17 protein-coding genes are annotated in these 15,420 nt (G+C 62.5%); 8 read left to right on the forward strand and 9 right to left on the reverse strand.

Going from position 1 to position 15,420, the window contains the following annotated elements:
- Nucleotides 1–137: 137 nt before the first annotated feature.
- Together ET21_RS0110655 and ET21_RS0110660 are read left to right on the forward strand one after the other, a co-directional pair.
- Nucleotides 138–1,067 carry a cell wall hydrolase gene (locus ET21_RS0110655; RefSeq protein WP_030539660.1) on the forward strand — a complete coding sequence of 310 codons (930 nt, stop codon included), beginning with the start codon at nt 138–140 and terminating at the stop codon, nt 1,065–1,067.
- Between the two features lie 364 nt (nt 1,068–1,431).
- Entirely contained in the window at nt 1,432–1,560 is a 129-nt protein-coding gene (locus ET21_RS0110660) for an entericidin A/B family lipoprotein (protein ID WP_021236871.1), read from the forward strand.
- Between the two features lie 37 nt (nt 1,561–1,597).
- On the opposite strand, the gene tatC is transcribed toward ET21_RS0110660, so the two are convergent.
- From tatC to ET21_RS0110705, 9 genes are all read right to left on the reverse strand, one after another.
- Nucleotides 1,598–2,392 carry a twin-arginine translocase subunit TatC gene (tatC, locus tag ET21_RS0110665; protein WP_030539661.1) on the reverse strand — a complete coding sequence of 265 codons (795 nt, stop codon included), beginning with the start codon at nt 2,390–2,392 and terminating at the stop codon, nt 1,598–1,600.
- On the reverse strand, nt 2,389–2,823 hold the full coding sequence (tatB, locus tag ET21_RS0110670; protein WP_030539662.1) for a Sec-independent protein translocase protein TatB: 435 nt from the start codon (nt 2,821–2,823) through the stop codon (nt 2,389–2,391). The genes tatC and tatB overlap by 4 nt, the downstream gene beginning before the upstream one ends.
- A 26-nt stretch (nt 2,824–2,849) precedes the next feature.
- Nucleotides 2,850–3,089: a twin-arginine translocase TatA/TatE family subunit gene (locus ET21_RS0110675; protein ID WP_021236868.1), complete on the reverse strand. Its 240-nt coding sequence runs from the start codon at nt 3,087–3,089 to the stop codon at nt 2,850–2,852.
- Between the two features lie 28 nt (nt 3,090–3,117).
- Nucleotides 3,118–3,711 carry an SMC-Scp complex subunit ScpB gene (gene scpB, locus ET21_RS0110680; protein ID WP_037470718.1) on the reverse strand — a complete coding sequence of 198 codons (594 nt, stop codon included), beginning with the start codon at nt 3,709–3,711 and terminating at the stop codon, nt 3,118–3,120.
- Nucleotides 3,708–4,490, reverse strand: a complete 783-nt coding sequence (locus ET21_RS0110685) for a ScpA family protein (RefSeq protein ID WP_030539663.1) — start codon at nt 4,488–4,490, stop codon at nt 3,708–3,710. The genes scpB and ET21_RS0110685 overlap by 4 nt, the downstream gene beginning before the upstream one ends.
- A 100-nt stretch (nt 4,491–4,590) precedes the next feature.
- A complete protein-coding gene (nagZ, locus tag ET21_RS0110690; RefSeq protein ID WP_030539664.1) occupies nt 4,591–5,604 on the reverse strand; it encodes a beta-N-acetylhexosaminidase in 1,014 nt (337 codons plus the stop codon).
- Nucleotides 5,605–5,666: 62 nt separating this feature from the next.
- Nucleotides 5,667–6,386, reverse strand: coding sequence for an SPOR domain-containing protein (locus tag ET21_RS0110695; protein ID WP_030539665.1), 720 nt, complete (start codon nt 6,384–6,386; stop codon nt 5,667–5,669).
- 22 nt (nt 6,387–6,408) lie between these two features.
- The gene (gene argS, locus ET21_RS0110700) at nt 6,409–8,136 is read right to left on the reverse strand and encodes an arginine--tRNA ligase (protein WP_030539666.1); all 1,728 of its coding nucleotides are present in this window, start codon (nt 8,134–8,136) and stop codon (nt 6,409–6,411) included.
- Nucleotides 8,137–8,297: 161 nt separating this feature from the next.
- Nucleotides 8,298–8,906 carry a hypothetical protein gene (locus ET21_RS0110705; protein WP_030539667.1) on the reverse strand — a complete coding sequence of 203 codons (609 nt, stop codon included), beginning with the start codon at nt 8,904–8,906 and terminating at the stop codon, nt 8,298–8,300.
- Nucleotides 8,907–9,070: 164 nt separating this feature from the next.
- Here ET21_RS0110705 and ispH point away from each other — a divergent pair, with 164 nt between their 5' ends.
- From ispH to ET21_RS0110735, 6 genes are all read left to right on the forward strand, one after another.
- Nucleotides 9,071–10,033, forward strand: coding sequence for a 4-hydroxy-3-methylbut-2-enyl diphosphate reductase (ispH, locus tag ET21_RS0110710; RefSeq protein WP_021236926.1), 963 nt, complete (start codon nt 9,071–9,073; stop codon nt 10,031–10,033).
- Between the two features lie 3 nt (nt 10,034–10,036).
- On the forward strand, nt 10,037–11,014 hold the full coding sequence (gene thrB / locus ET21_RS0110715; RefSeq protein WP_030539668.1) for a homoserine kinase: 978 nt from the start codon (nt 10,037–10,039) through the stop codon (nt 11,012–11,014).
- A gap of 8 nt (nt 11,015–11,022) precedes the next feature.
- Nucleotides 11,023–11,460, forward strand: a complete 438-nt coding sequence (gene rnhA, locus ET21_RS0110720; RefSeq protein ID WP_190288180.1) for a ribonuclease HI — start codon at nt 11,023–11,025, stop codon at nt 11,458–11,460.
- A 214-nt stretch (nt 11,461–11,674) separates the two neighbouring features.
- Entirely contained in the window at nt 11,675–12,286 is a 612-nt protein-coding gene (locus tag ET21_RS0110725; protein WP_030539669.1) for a hypothetical protein, read from the forward strand.
- Nucleotides 12,287–12,292: 6 nt separating this feature from the next.
- Nucleotides 12,293–13,630: a DUF4365 domain-containing protein gene (locus ET21_RS0110730; RefSeq protein ID WP_030539670.1), complete on the forward strand. Its 1,338-nt coding sequence runs from the start codon at nt 12,293–12,295 to the stop codon at nt 13,628–13,630.
- Nucleotides 13,593–15,077 (forward strand): hypothetical protein, encoded by a 1,485-nt coding sequence (locus ET21_RS0110735; RefSeq protein ID WP_237751538.1) that lies wholly within the window; start codon nt 13,593–13,595, stop codon nt 15,075–15,077. Before ET21_RS0110730 ends, ET21_RS0110735 begins: the two co-directional genes overlap by 38 nt.
- Nucleotides 15,078–15,420 lie beyond the last annotated feature (343 nt).

The following is a 15,420-nucleotide window of genomic DNA, read 5'->3' on the forward strand; positions in this document are numbered from 1 at the left end:
GCTTTGTAAAGCTTTGGGCGCGGCATTGTCCCGCTGCGGGACAGGGCCGGATTCACACAGGAAATCGCAATGCTTTTGCTCTAAAGCCTTTGCCGGAACGCTATTTTTCGCTGCTTTTCTAGGAACATGGCTTGGCAATGCCGCACGCAGGGATAAGGCATGGGATCACCGCCGCGCTGGCGCTGGCGGCGCTCGCCGCGCCGCGCCTGATCACGGCCGCACCCCTCGACCTGCTGGGCGACGCCGCCATACAGGCCGATCCGGCCGAGGAACCGGGCGCGAATTTCCCCGGTTCAGCCTTCTTCTTCACTCAGGGTTTATTCGACCGGCTGCCCGCGCCGCAGCCCGGCGCGAATCCCGCCGTGCTGACGCTCGACGCCGCGCAAGCCGCGCCCGCGACCGCCTTTCGCGGCGCGACCGCGCTCGACAGCTATCGCGCGCTCAACTGCCTTACCTCCGCCATCTATTATGAGGCGGGCAACGAACCCGAAGAGGGCCAGCGCGCCGTAGCCCAGGTCGTGCTCAACCGCGTGCGCAGCCCGCTCTGGCCGCACAGCGTCTGCGCGGTCGTCTATCAGGGGTCGGAACGCACCGATCTGCGCTGCCAGTTCACCTTCAGTTGCGATGGATCGATGACGCGCGGCAGCGACAGGCAAAGCTGGGCGCGCGCGAGGCGGATCGCGCAGGAGGCGCTTTCCGGCAAGGTCTATGCCCCTGTCGGCCTCGCCACCTTCTACCACACGCTGGCGGTCAGGCCTTCCTGGGCGCCGTCGCTGCGGCCGGTCGCCATCATCGGCGCGCATATCTTCTACCGCATGCCCGGTTTCCAGGGAGCGCCCGCCGCCTTCCGCGTCGCCTATTCCGGCCGGGAATATCAGTCCGGCCCCGCTCCCCGGCCCTGGATGCCCGCGCCCGTCATCGCTTCCCCCGTCTATGACTGGGCGAAGGCCGATGCGCCCGCCATCCTGCCCGTACCATCCGTCACCCGTCCGCCAGAGGATGAACCGGCCCTTCCTGAATCGACCATCCGCCCCGAATATCGCAACAGCGGACGGCCACGCATCTGAACGTGCCGCAGTCCGCGCGATTGCGCCTGATTTTTTTCGCTATCGGCTCAGCATGATTCACAAGTGGCTGATTTTACGAGCATATAAAAAGTTCGAATTTTTCGAAGACTGGCGGAACCAAAGCCGCCGACCATGGGTTCTAATGCCCGGATAGCAAATCTTTTGCCCCCCGCTCTTGCTATCCAAAAAAATATGAGCCCGGAACGCATCCCCCCCCCCCGACGCGTTCCGGGCTCAGAATTTTTCGGGCCATCCCTCCCAATCCTAAGATATTTGCGGATGCGGAACGTATCCTGTGCCCGCGGGTTCTGCTTGCGCCGCCGAATTGGCACGTCCACTCGGCTGAGTTTCTAAGGAGACGATCATGACCAAGAAGATCCTTGCCGCCCTGCTGCTCACCGGCTCGCTCATGGTAGCGGCCTGCAACACGGTGGAAGGCGCCGGCAAAGACGTGCAGAGCGCTGGCGAAGCTGTGGAAGACGCGGCGAACTGAGCCAGCCCTGAAGCTATCCGTCAGGGAAGGGCTTGCCTCAGGGCGAGCCCTTTTCCACGGACTGATCGGGCTGCTCCGCCGCCTCGGCGGCCTGTTTCCGATCGGTGAACCAGATCGCGATGATCGTGATCTCGTAAAGCAGCAGCAGCGGAACGGCGAGCATGAGCTGCGACACCACGTCAGGCGGGGTCAGCACTGCCGCAGCAACGAACGCGGCGACGATCATATACCGCCGAAGACCAATGAGCTGCGCCCGGCTCACAAACCCCGCACGGTTGAGCAGCATCAGCAGCACCGGCATCAGGAAGCTGATGCCGAACGCAAGGATGAACTGCATCACCAGCGTCAGATAGGCGTCCGTGCTCGGCAGCGCTTCCACCGCCAGCCCGCCGCTTGATCCCTGAAATTGCAGGAAGAAGTGGAAGGCAGTCGGCATCACCACATAATAAGCAAGGCTCGCGCCCATCAGGAACAGCACGGGCGTCATGATCAGGAAGGGCAGCAGCGCCTTCTTTTCCTTGGCGTAGAGGCCCGGCGCGACAAAGGCCCAAAGCTGGTTCGCGATGATCGGGAAGGACAGGCAGAAAGCGCCGAAGATCGCGACCTTCACCTGCACGAAAAAGGCTTCATACAGCTTGGTATAGACCAGCCGCCCGCCGCCATCGCCAAAGGCTTCCTTGAGCGGGTGGACCAGGAAGGCGAAGAGATGGTCGGAAAAATAAAAGCAGATCGCGCCGGTGATGAACAGCGCCCACACGCATTTCAGGAGCCGTCCCCGCAGCTCGATCAGGTGGTCGAGCAGCGGTGCCTTGCTGTCGTCAATATCCTTCATGCGGCCGTGTCGCCCTTGTTCGTGCCGGGCTGCGCCGCGAGATAGGGGGGACCTTCGCTGGCCGGTGCGGCCGCCGGGGGCGGCGCAGGCGCGACCGGAGCGGATTGCGCGACAAAGGGCGGCGGCGATGACGGCGCGGCAGCCTCGCCCGGAAAAGCGGATGCAGGCTGCGCGTCAGACGCCGCATGCGTTTCGGGCGGATGTTCTTCCATGATCCGCCGGTTCTGGTCAGCCCACTTCTTTTCCAGTTCCTCCAGCTCCACCTCGCGCACCATCGCATCGATGCCGGTGCGGAAGTGGCGGGCCATGCCCCGCGCCTTGCCCACGATCTGCCCCACCTTGTACAGGGCGCGCGGCAGATCCTTGGGACCGATCACGACCACCGCGACGATCACGATCAGCAGAAGTTCGGACGAACCGATATCGAACATGCGCGTCTACCGCCCGGCAGAAGGGGTCAGGCCTTGGTCTTTTCTTCCGTGCCGCTCGGCGCGTCCTGTTCGGGCACGCGATGTCCTTCGATCCGGGTTGCGGGCTTGGCGGGGGCGATGTCGTCATCGTCGTCGGCCATGCCCTTCTTGAAGCTCTTGATGCCCTTGGCGACGTCGCCCATCAGGCCGGAAATCCGGCCGCCACCGAACAGCAGCATGACCACCAGGAGGACGATGACCCAGTGCATCAGCGAAAAGGAACCCATGTGAACGTACTCCTGAAACGAAACCTATCTAGGCCTCTTCCTCATCATTTTCCAGAACGGATTGAGAGCCCAGCCCCTCCAGCGCAAGATCGACAGGATCGAGCAGCCCGGCAGCGCGCAGATCGTCCAGTCCAGGAAGGTCACGGCGGCTGCTAAGGCCGAAATGTGACAGAAATTCTACCGTCGTCGCATAGATGAGCGGACGGCCCGGCACCTCGCGCCGTCCCGCCGGACGGACCCACCCCGCTTCCATCAGCACGTCCAGCGTGCCCTTCGCCACCTGAACGCCGCGAATGGCCTCTATTTCGGCGCGGCTTACGGGTTCATGATAGGCGATGATGGCCAGCGTCTCCATCGCCGCGCGGGACAGCTTGCGCGTCTCGTCCTTTTCCCGCCGCAGGATGTGGGCAAGGTCGGCGGCGGTCTGGAAATGCCAGCGCCCGCCCCGCTCCACCAGATTGACGCCGCGCCCGGCATAATGGTCCGCGAGCGCCGCCAGCGCCGCGGGAAGATCTCCGGCGTCGCCGACATGCTGACGCAACTCTGCCAGCGACAGCGGATGTTCCGCCACGAACAGAGCGGCTTCGACCGCGCGCAGGAAATCGTCAGGCTCCTGCATCACAGCAGGCTGGCTCCGCCTGGATCGGGAAGGGCCGCGCGCAGGTAGATCGGTTCGAAAATCCCCTCCTGCTGGATTTCCAGCCGCCCCTGCCTCGCCAGTTCCAGCGCCGCGACGAAGCTGCTCGCCAGTGCCGATTTCGCCATCGGCCCGTCCTGATCGCTGGGCAGGAAGGCTTCCAGCGCCGTCCAGTCGATCGCCCCGCCCAGCAGCGTGCCGACCCGCTGGATCGCTTCGTCCAGCGTCATCACCGGCCGCGCCGCGACCATATGCACCACCGGCTGGGTGCGGGCGCGGATCTGGCCATAGCATTGCAGCAGGTCGTAGAGGCTGGCCGCCCATTTGGCGCGGCGGACCATGCGCAGCCCCTCTGGCCGGGGACGCACGAAGACATCGCGGCCGACCCTATCGCGCGCCATCAGCCGGGCGCCCGCTTCGCGCATCGCCTGCAACCGTTGCAGCCGCAATTGCAGGCGCAGCGCCAGTTCTTCCGGGCCGGGCTCCGGCTGCGCCTCGCGCGGGAGCAGCAGCGCCGATTTCAGATAGGCGAGCCACGCCGCCATCACCAGATAGTCGGCGGCAAGCTCCAGCTTCAGCTTCCGCGCGCCTTCGATATGGGCGAGATATTGTTCGACCAGCGCCAGGATCGAAATTTCGCGCAGGTCGACCTTCTGCGACCGCGCCAGCGCCAGCAGCAGGTCGAGCGGCCCTTCCCAGCTTTCGAAGCTGACCGTCAGCACATCGGCGCGCGGGACTGGCGCGGGGGTGAAAAGGTCTTCCATGCTCAAGCCCCGCCCATGGCCGTGTTCCGGCGGCGAAAGGCGGTTCTTTCTACTGACTGATCTAGAGTCCTGATCGCGCAGGAAAAGGGTGGACGCCCGATCACGCAGGCACCGCCGCCAGCAGGGCGTCGCGCGTGGCGAGCAGCTGTTCCAGCGGTGGGCCGTCCTTGTCCAGGCTGGCCCGCGCCATCGCGCGATCGAGCCGCGCCTTTGCCTGCGCGCTGATATCCGGCAGCAGATTGGCGATCCCGATCATATCGTCCATCCGCCCCCAGCAATTGAGCGCAAGGTCGCACCCCGCGGCCACGCAGGCGGCGGCCAGTTCGGGGATGCTGCCGCTCAACGCCTTCATGTCCAGATCGTCCGACATCAGCAGGCCGTCAAAGCCGATGCGCTTGCGGATGATCGTGCCGATGACGGACGGGGAAAGGCTGGCGGGCAGGTCCGGGTCCCAGGCGGTATAGACGACATGGGCGGTCATGCCGATCGGCGCGTCCTTCAGCGTCTGGAACGGCGCGAGGTCGGTCAGCAACTCCTCTTCACTGGCGGCGACGACCGGCAGGTCGAGATGGCTGTCGACCAGCGCGCGGCCATGCCCCGGCATATGCTTGACGATGCCGACCACGCCGCCCCTTTCCAGCCCTTCGATCACCGCGCGGCCCAATGCCGCCACGCGCATCGGTTCCGCGCCGAAGGTGCGGTCGCCCATGATGTCGCTCGCCCCCTCCTGCCGCACGTCCAGCAGCGGCAGCGCATCGACGGTGATGCCTGCTTCGGACAGGGTCAGGGCGATGGCGTGCGCATTGGCGCGGGCGGCGGCGATGGCGCTGGACGGCGCGATATCATAGAGCCGGTCGAACACCGCCGCCGGGGGGAAGCTGGGCCAGACGGGGGCCTGCATCCGGGCGACGCGTCCCCCTTCCTGATCGATCATGATCAGCAGGTCGTCACGGCCGTGCAGCGCGCGCAGATCGCCGGTCAGGGCGCGAAGCTGCTGGCGACCGGCGATGTTGCGGCGGAAAAGAATATAGCCTGCGGGCTGCGCATCGGAAAAGAAGGCGCGCTCGTCAGCGGTGAGCGTCTCGCCTGACAGGCCGAAGATCACGGGTTTCATGATGATGATGGTAGCGGCTGCAATGCGCCCTGTCGAAGGACTTTATCGGCGCCCGCCCGCCGTCAGTTGACGACGAGGCAGCTTTCCCCCGCGACCTTCAACCGGCCGCATATCGTGCTGGCCTGGGCCCCGGCCGTCGCCCGCAGGCGATAGAGGGTGCTGCCCCCGACCTCCGCAGGTTCGACCGACATGGTGAGCGGGGCCAGATAGGCGAAGCGCTTCGACAGGCGCGCCCAGGCGTCGCGCGCGCCCGACTGGCTGCCATAGGCGCCGAGCTGGATCACCGCGCCGCCAGCGCCGCGCCGGGGCTGGGTCGTGGCGGGCTGGGCGGCGGTTTCGTCGGCCACGCGCGCGGTCACGCTTTGCGACGGCTTGCCCGTCACGGGGCTGCGGCCAGTGGCGGCGGGGCCGGTGGGCGTGATCGGCGCTTCGGGCACCCGGCTGGGGTCGATGCGCCCGTCCCGCGCCACGCCCTCGCTCGCGGCGAAGCTGGCGTCGCCCTCACCCTCGAACTTCCGGGCGTCGGCTTCCCGCGCGGGCACCTTGTAATCCCCGGCGGGCGCGGCGATCAGCTTTCCTTCGCCACCCGCGTCCCCGCCCCGATTCTTCACCAGCCACACGCCAGCGACGGCCACGCCGATCAGCAGCAGGCCGCACAGGATGAAGCCCAGCAGCCGCAGCGGCGACAGGCCGCCTTCATCTTCCTCTTCAATGGCGGGCTCAAGCCAGGGCAGACGCTCCTCGTCGTCGAGATCGAGCCGCCCCCGCGCATAGTCGCCCATCTTGTCCTTGCCTCCGCCTGGCCTATTGCATTTCCGTCAAGGCGGCCACGCCCATCAGGGCAAGGCCGTTGCGGATGATCTGCCCGATTCCGCGGCTCAAGAAAAGGCGCGCGGATGTGGTAGCAGGATCGTCCATCTGGATGACGCGCGCGGCGGGATCGTCATTGCCCGCATTCCACCAGCCATGGAATTCAGAAGCCAAGTCATTGAGATAAAAGGCAATACGGTGCGGTTCCCGTGCCGACGCCGCGCCTTCGACCACGCGGGGAAACTGCGCCGCGAGCTTCACCAGGCCCAATTCCGGCGTCCCAAGGCGGGACAGGTCAGGCGCGGGAAGGTCCAATCCGGCCTCCTCCGCGCGCCGCCCCAGCGAGGATATGCGGGCATGCGCATATTGGACGTAGAAGACCGGATTGTCCTTCGACGCTTCCACCACCTTGGCGAAATCGAAGTCCATCTGCGCATCGGCCTTGCGCGTCAGCATGGTGAAGCGGACCACATCCTTGCCCACTTCGCGCACCACGTCGGCCAGCGTCACGAAATTGCCCGCGCGCTTGGACATCTTCACCGGCTCGCCATCGCGCAGCAGGCGGACCATCTGGATCAGCTTGACGTCGAACCGCGCCTTGCCTTCGGTCAGCGCGGCGACGGCGGCCTGGATGCGCTTGACCGTCCCGGCATGATCCGCGCCCCAGATGTCGATCAACTGGTCGGCGGTCTGCGCCTTCTGGAAATGATAGGCCATGTCAGCGCCGAAATAGGTCCATGCGCCGTTCGACTTCCTGATCGGCCGGTCCTGATCGTCGCCGAAGCGGGTGGACCGGAACAGGGGAAGCTCCACCGGCTCCCAATCTTCGGGCGTTTCGCCCTTGGGCGCTTCCAGCACGCCGTCATAGACCAGGTCATGATCGCGCAGCCACCGTTCGGCGGCCTCCGGCTTACCGGCCGCCTGCAATTCGGCTTCGGACGAAAAGACGTCATGATGAATGCCCAGCAGCGCAAGGTCGCTGCGGATCATCTCCATCATCGCCGCGACCGCGCGCGTGCGGAACAGGACCAGCCATTCGCTTTCGGGCGCGGTCACATAGGCGTCGCCATAGTCGGCGGCGAGCGCCTGCCCCACCGGGACCAGATAATCGCCCGGATAGAGCCCTTCGGGGATCTCGCCCACATCCTCGCCCAGCGCTTCGCGATAGCGGAGATGGGCCGAACGGGCGAGCACGTCCACCTGGCCGCCCGCATCGTTGATATAATATTCGCGGATGACCTTGTGCCCGGCATATTCCAGCAGCGCCGCGAGCGCGTCCCCGACCACCGCGCCCCGGCAATGGCCCATATGCATGGGACCAGTGGGATTGGCGGAGACATATTCGACGTTGACGGTCACGCCCTCCCCCGCCTGCGAGCGGCCATAATCCGCCCCTTCGGCATGGATGGCCGCCAGTTCCGCGCGCCATGTGGCGTCGGTCAGCGTCAGGTTGATGAAGCCCGGACCGGCGATGGCCGCGCTTTCCACCTCATCCAGTTCCCGCAGGCCCGCAGCGATCCTTTCCGCCAGCGCGCGGGGATTGGCGCCCGCCGGTTTCGCCAGCACCATCGCCGCGTTGGTGGCAAGGTCGCCATGGCTCGCATCGCGCGGCGGCTCGACGGTCACGGCCTTGCGGTTGAGCCCTGCGGGCAGCGTGCCGTCAGCCTCCAGCGCGTCCAGGACGGCGTTCAGATGGGCAGTGAAACGAATGTAAAGGGACATGGGCAAACGGTCCTGAGATAACCGTTCGTCCTGAGCAGCCATTTGAGCCTGTCGAATTGGCGTATCGAAGGACTGCTACGCACCCATGCTTCGATACGGGGCTTCGACTTCGCTCAGCCCCTGCTCAGCACGAACGGCATTGGATTTAAGCGGGCGGGCTCCTAGCGGGTAGCGTTATACCGGAGCTGGTCCTGGGTCAGGTTGAAACCCACGAGCAGCTCGAAGCTGGTTCGCTGTAGCGCCGCGCGGACGTCCGGCTGGGCGAAGGGGTCGATCGCCGCATCCTCGTCGCCCGCCTTGCGCTTCTGCGTGATCTTGCGCTGAATGTCGGCTGGCAGCGTGGCGGCGGCCTTGTCCACATAGGACCCGGCCTTGGCGGTGGCGCTGGCGCGATATTGACCGGCGGGGAAATCCAGCACCACCTGGCCGATGCGCTTCGCCACGACGGCGTTGCCGCCCCGGACCACGGCGGCAAAATAGGGCAGCGTCACCTGACGCGCGGTGCTGGCGTCGCTGCGGCGGGCGTTCACGGTGAAGGTCGCCTCGCTGTAGAATTGCTCGCCTTCCGAACAGGTCGACCGCAGATCGGTGATGTTCGCCACCACGTCGATCGCCGCCGCATCGGTGCGGCCGGGCGCGCTGAACAGGGTGATATCGCCGGTCTGTGCCGGGATGGCCGCGACCGGGCAGGCCGAACGGACCGCCACGACGCCGCCGGTAGGATCGATTTCCCCCCTTTGCGAACAGCCCGCAAGAGCCAGGGCCAGCATTCCGGTCATCGCAATTCGAGAAAGGGTCACAGGTCAATCCTTGGGGGAAAAGGCGTGGGGCTTCTTATCCGCACCCCGCGCGGCGTGCAACCGAAAGGAAGAGGGCGGCCGCCCCCGCGCCTCTCCCCCTTCCTTCCGGCGCGACATTGGCCTAAGCGGCAGGCATGACCGCCCATTCGTCCTCCGGCCGCCCGCTCCTGAAGCTGCTCATCGCCGCGCCGCGCGGCTTTTGCGCGGGCGTGGACCGCGCCATCGTCATCGTCGAAAGGGCGATCGAGAAATATGGCGCGCCCGTCTATGTCCGGCACGAAATCGTCCACAACAAATATGTGGTCGACAATCTGAAGGCGAAAGGCGCGATCTTCGTGGAGGAACTGGATCAGGTGCCCGATGGCGTGCCGGTGGTCTTTTCCGCCCATGGCGTGCCCAAGGCGGTGCCCGCCAAGGCGGAGGAACGCGGCCTTGACTATCTGGACGCCACCTGCCCGCTGGTCAGCAAGGTGCATCGCCAGGCCGAACGTCAGGTGGAGGCAGGCCGCCACATCCTGTTCATCGGCCATCGCGGCCATCCCGAAGTGGTGGGCACCTTCGGGCAGGTGGACGCCGGGAACATGACCCTGATCGAAACGGTGGAGGATGCCGAAGCCTTCACCCCCGCCGATCCCGGCAATCTCGCCTTCCTGACGCAGACGACGCTTTCGGTGGACGATACGGCGGCGATCGTGGCGACGCTCCAGCGCCGCTTTCCCGCCATCCACGCGCCCAAGGGGGAGGATATCTGCTACGCCACCTCCAACCGGCAGGCGGCGGTGAAGGCGATCGCATCCTCCTGCGAGGCTGTCTATGTGATCGGCGCGCCCAACAGTTCCAACTCGCTGCGCCTGGTCGAGGTGGCCGAGCGGGAGGGGACGCCCGCGCGCCTGATCCAGCGCGCGGACGACATTGATTTCGCTTGGCTTGGAAATGTGACGACGCTGGGCCTCACCGCCGGAGCCTCCGCGCCCGAAGTGCTGGTGCGCGAAGTGGTGGACCGGCTGGCGGAGCGGTTCGACGTGAGGGAGGAGCAGGTGGAAACCGCACGCGAGACGATCGCCTTCAAGCTGCCGCGCGGGCTGGAGACGGCATAGCGCATGGCCGTCTATACCCATGTCCCGGCGGAGGAGATCGACGCCTTCCTCACCCGCTATGATGCAGGCCGTCTGGTGTCGGCCAAGGGCATTGCCGAAGGGGTGGAAAACAGCAATTACCTGCTGGAAACCACCGGCGCGGACGGCAATGGCCACCGCTATATCCTGACCCTGTATGAAAAGCGGGTGGATGAGGCCGACCTGCCCTTCTTCATGGACCTGCTCGACCATCTGGGCGATCGCGGCTGCCTGGTGCCCCGCTTCATCGCCGACCGGGAGGGCAGGCGGCTCCAGCAACTGAGCGGCCGTCCGGCCTGCCTCATCGAGTTCCTGACCGGCATTTCGGTGACGGAACCCACCGCCGGGCAGGCCCGCGCGGCGGGCGCTGCGCTGGGGCAGTTGCACAGGTGCGCGCAGGGTTTTGCGGGCGAGCGCCGCAATGCGCTCGACCTGCCCGCCTGGCATGACCTGGCCCGCAAATGCGGCGCGCATTTCGACGAGATCGCGCCCGGCCTGCACCAGCGCGTGTCGGACGAACTCGCCTATCTGGATGCGCACTGGCCCGCCGGTCTGCCCCGCGCCGTCATCCATGCCGACCTGTTTCCCGACAATGTGCTGATGCTGGGAGACGAGGTGACGGGCCTCATCGACTTTTATTTCAGCTGCACCGACATCCGCGCCTACGACCTGGCCGTCACGCACAGCGCATGGTGCTTCAGCAATGATGGGTCGGTCTGGCATGGCGATCGCGGGCGGGCGCTGGTCGCTGGCTATGAGGAAGCGCACGGGCTTTCGCAGGAGGAACGCGCGGCATTCCCGGTGCTGTGCCGGGGCGCGGCGCTGCGTTTCCTGCTGACCCGCGCCTATGACTGGATCAACACGCCCCCGGATGCGCTGGTGACGCGCAAGGACCCGCTCGCCTATCTGCGGCGGCTGGACTTCTATGCGGGGGCGGACGCGGCGCGGTTGCTGGACGCGTGAGCACGCCCCTGCCCCAGGTCGAAATCTTCACCGATGGCGCGTGCAAGGGCAATCCCGGCCCCGGCGGCTGGGGCGCCGTGCTGCGCTTCGGCGCCACGGAAAAGGAGATTTCCGGCGGAGAAGCGCAGACCACCAACAACCGCATGGAAATGACGGCGGCGATCGAGGCGCTCAATACGCTCAAGAAGCCCTGCGCCGTGACGCTCTATACCGACAGCAAATATGTGATGGACGGCATCACCAAATGGGTCTTCGGCTGGCAGAAGAATGGCTGGCGCACGGCGGACAGGAAGCCGGTGAAGAATGGCGAGCTATGGCAGGCGCTGGTCGCCGCCCAGTCGCGCCACAAGGTGACATGGCAATGGGTGAAGGGTCACGCCGGACATCCCGAAAATGAGCGCGCCGACCAGCTCGCCTGCGCCGCGGCGGAAAGTTTCCGCGCCTAGGTGCGGTGAGAGGCATAAGTTGTCCATAGACACCCCCTAAGTTGTCTATAGCCGCCGCATAAGTTGTCCGTGAGATTGCATAATGCCTTGCTTTTACTAGAGTGGCGATGGACAGCTTCGATGCGCACATACTTCACAATTCGCTTTTCACGCTGAACTCATTCGAAATACGAAGAAGGCAGGACCTACTTCACCCAACGTCTGGACCCAACGCATGAAATTTTTCCCCCAAGCGACCCCAAGCAGCCTAGAGCCGGCATCCGGGTTCTTCAGAGAAGCTTTAGGGGAATTGGTCACAACATCTTGGTCCGATCTCACCAGCTCACTTCTCCAGGAAGCTGAACAGCAGTTTGGACCACGCGACCCTCGTTGGTTTTTTGCCGGGATCCAGTTTTGGGATGAGGGGCATCCGGGGACCTATTATCCCGGCAGTCGGCCATTTCATGTTGGCATCAGCTTGACGAGGGAGGCCGCATCTAACCCGCGTATGGCGCACTATCAGCTCGCCCACGAGGTGGTGCACTTGCTTGGGCCGTCGCCGACCTTTGCGCCGGCGACCGTGCTTGAAGAAGGCATGGCTTACAGCTTCCAGGAGCGAGTGAACCTCCATCGGCATCTCGGCATGAGGCTTTCCATACCATCATACGCACAGGCGCGCGACGTATTGAACGCGATGCTGGCATTGGATCCCGATGCAGTTCGCACTATCCGCGCCGTCTATCCCGATGTTCGCGATGTTAGATCGGCCGAATTGATGCGTCTTGTGCCTGCGGTATCGCTAGAAATCGCGGATCTATTGTGCAGACCATTCTTTCGAGGCGAATAGGATTTTATGCCTAAGCAGATCACGGCGAACCAGATTATTGGTGAGATCGGGGAAAACGAGGTGCGCGGGCGCTTCCTGACACTCGGGTTCCAGTTTGACGGTCGCTCGCGTTTAGAAGCGGGTATCGACGGAATCGCCGAAGTGATGAGCCAAGGTCAACCTATGGCCCGAATGATCGCCGTCCAGATCAAATCCACGACCGCCTCGCCCTACACTTCGGAAAACGATGCAGGCTTCACTTACTTGTTGCGACCGCAGGACCTCGCATATTGGAGGGGATCGAACCTCCCCGTAATCGTCGTGTTTTACCGCCAATCAGACCACAGCTTCTATTGGAAGGAAGTCAGTCGTGATGGAGAGCAGGGCGATCGTCGCCTTCTTATCGATAAAACAAAGGATGTTCTTGATAGTAGCACAGTAAACAAGCTGGCAGCACTGACCGTACCAAAAACCGGTCTAGGATACTTCGTACCGCCTCTTGGTGGCGGCGAAGAAGCACTGGTTAACATGCTGCCTATCATGCTTCCAAGCGAAATGTATTTGGCGTCAACCCCATACGATTCCAAAAGATCGACGGCAATCATGTTCGATGGCGGAGACCCGCGATTTGACTGGGTCATTAACGGCGGAACATTCTGGTCATTCCAAGATCCGCGCACAACATCCTGTTGTGATATCGTTGATCTCGATCAGGTAGAAGCAATTGACACCAGGGACATCGCCTTCCACGATGATGTAGACGAGCAAAACAAATTTAGTTTTCTATTACGGCAAACCCTTCGGCATCAGACTCAGAATGATCTTGCATGGAACAAGGATCACAAGTCTTTCTATTTTCGAGCACTCGAACAGGGGATTCATCGTAATTTCGTCTACGAAGCATCCAAAAAGAAAACAGATGCCGATGTTGTGAGCGTCTTCATGGACAACAAGGTCGAAGGGCGGATATCGTTTGTCCGCCATCATGCATTTATTCCAAGGTTCGAGAATATTGGTGACGAATGGTATCTAATCATTACGCCGACATATCATTTCACCACCAACGGATTTACGCCCCATCTCTACGCAGCATCGCTGCTTTCAGGTAAAAAGCGATTGGATAAAAGCGCTGCCCTCCGTGGTCAGGTCATTATGTGGCATCGCTTCCTGACTGAAAGTGAGCGCGCAGCTGAACGCTATGCCGTCGATCTTTTTGGGGGTGAGCAAATCGTAGGCCCCCGACTACGATTCAAAAAGCCTCCTTCAGTCCACCTGGAAATTCGTGTTCCTGAGGACGGATGGGGCAATGAAAAGAAGAGGGACCAGAATGTCCCGGAAGAAGGGCTTTTCGCCGATGGTATTTGAGAGCCGGATTTTCGACGAGCCTGAGCTTGAATTTGGGGATCATCACCATCATCAGGATCCGCGTCTAGGACTGTTCGAAGCAGGTCCACTGCAAACCTTCCTCGGTGATGTCATCAAAATCGGCGTGGTTGGTAGCTCGAAAACGATCGACGATACTCGCAAATTCCTCCAGACGATTTCCAATGGAGTGGAAGGAAAATCTAGCAAACACCCGAATATGCATCCGCCATTCCCGGGCCTCGGCAACCAAAGTCCTTTTAGATGCCGTTTCGAAGTCGATAATGGCGCGACCGCTGCCTTACCACAAGCCAAAATTGACAAGATAACCAAGGAACCCAACCATCAACGCGCCGTCGAAATGGCCGTGGACGCCATCGTTGCCGAACTGCAGGTACTGGATGACGGCGGCAGTCGGCCCGATGTGGCGATCATAGCCTTGCCTGTAAGGCTGTTGGAGCGCGTCTGGAATGCGAAGGTTGATGCCGGCGGCACAGTGGAAGAAGGTGACAGCAGCGGCTCTGATGCGCCCAATTTCAGAGGAATGATCAAAGCTAAAGCAATGGGGCTAAGTTTCCCCATACAGATCGTCTGGGAAGACGTGATCGACGAAAAGGTCGCGATACCCCAGAAGATCAAGGAAAGCAGCTCGCGCAAAATCCAGGACCTTGCCGGCCGCAGCTGGAATTTGATGACTAGCCTGTATTACAAGGGCAGCGGCCGTATTCCCTGGCGCCGACGAGCCAAGGAAGGCGAGTATACCTCGTGTTTCGTCGGCATCAGCTTCTACCGGGAAGCAGGTGGGCAGCAGCTATTCACAAGCGCAGCCCAGATGTTTGATGAACGCGGTCGTGGCTTTATTCTAAAGGGACGGAGGGCGCAGACAGAAAGTCGCGGTAGACATCCTTACATGACCATGGAGGATGCACGCGAAATTATTGAATCAGTTCTCGCCGCTTACAAGGCTCACCACAAGACGTTGCCCGCCCGTGTTATAGTTCTAAAAACGTCCCGCTTCAAGGAAGAGGAAACGGACGGTATCATTGCAGCGCTCGATGCCTCTGGAACGGCGATGCGAGATCTTGTCTGGATACAGGAATCCTACTCTGCCAGGCTTCTTCGCGATGGAAACTATCCTGTAATGCGCGGAACCTTCGTTGACCTTGGGGGCAAGGGACTTCTCTATACCAGCGGAAGCATGCCGTATTACGGCACCTATCCTGGTGAATATTCGCCGAACCCGCTCCTGCTCTGTCCCCATGAGAGTTGTGACAGCACGTTGGAGCACCTGGCCGAAGAGGTTCTCTCCATGACGAAGCTGAACTGGAATTCGACCCAGATGAACCAGCGCCTACCCATTCCAATTCGTGCCGCGCGGAAGGTAGGAGAAGTGCTGAAATATGTTGGAGAGGGGCAGGCGGTAAGCACTGACTACCGCCGATACATCTGACACCTAAGCCCGATGTTCCCGATGGTTCAAATGCGACATTATGAAAGATATGTCTTACTGTTCGTTTCCAACTCCTAAACCGAATCGATTCTAATCTGCGGCGTGCGACCCGAATCGATCTACCCTTTCCCATTACAAGGTTACCCCGTCCCAATTCGGGATTGGCATTCTTTGCAATTCCGACGGTTCCTGACTTGTTCCACTAACAGCCACTTCCTAGCTATTCTCATAAACAGACTAGGAAGGGTCTGATTTATGGTAGAATGGGCACCCGGCTTCGGCATTTCCGATGTTGTGCACGGCGGTGACAAACCAGGCCAATGGAGCGCCGGCAAATTGCTGA

The organism is Sphingobium sp. DC-2 (assembly GCF_000722555.1).
GTDB classification, from domain to species: domain Bacteria; phylum Pseudomonadota; class Alphaproteobacteria; order Sphingomonadales; family Sphingomonadaceae; genus Sphingobium; species Sphingobium quisquiliarum.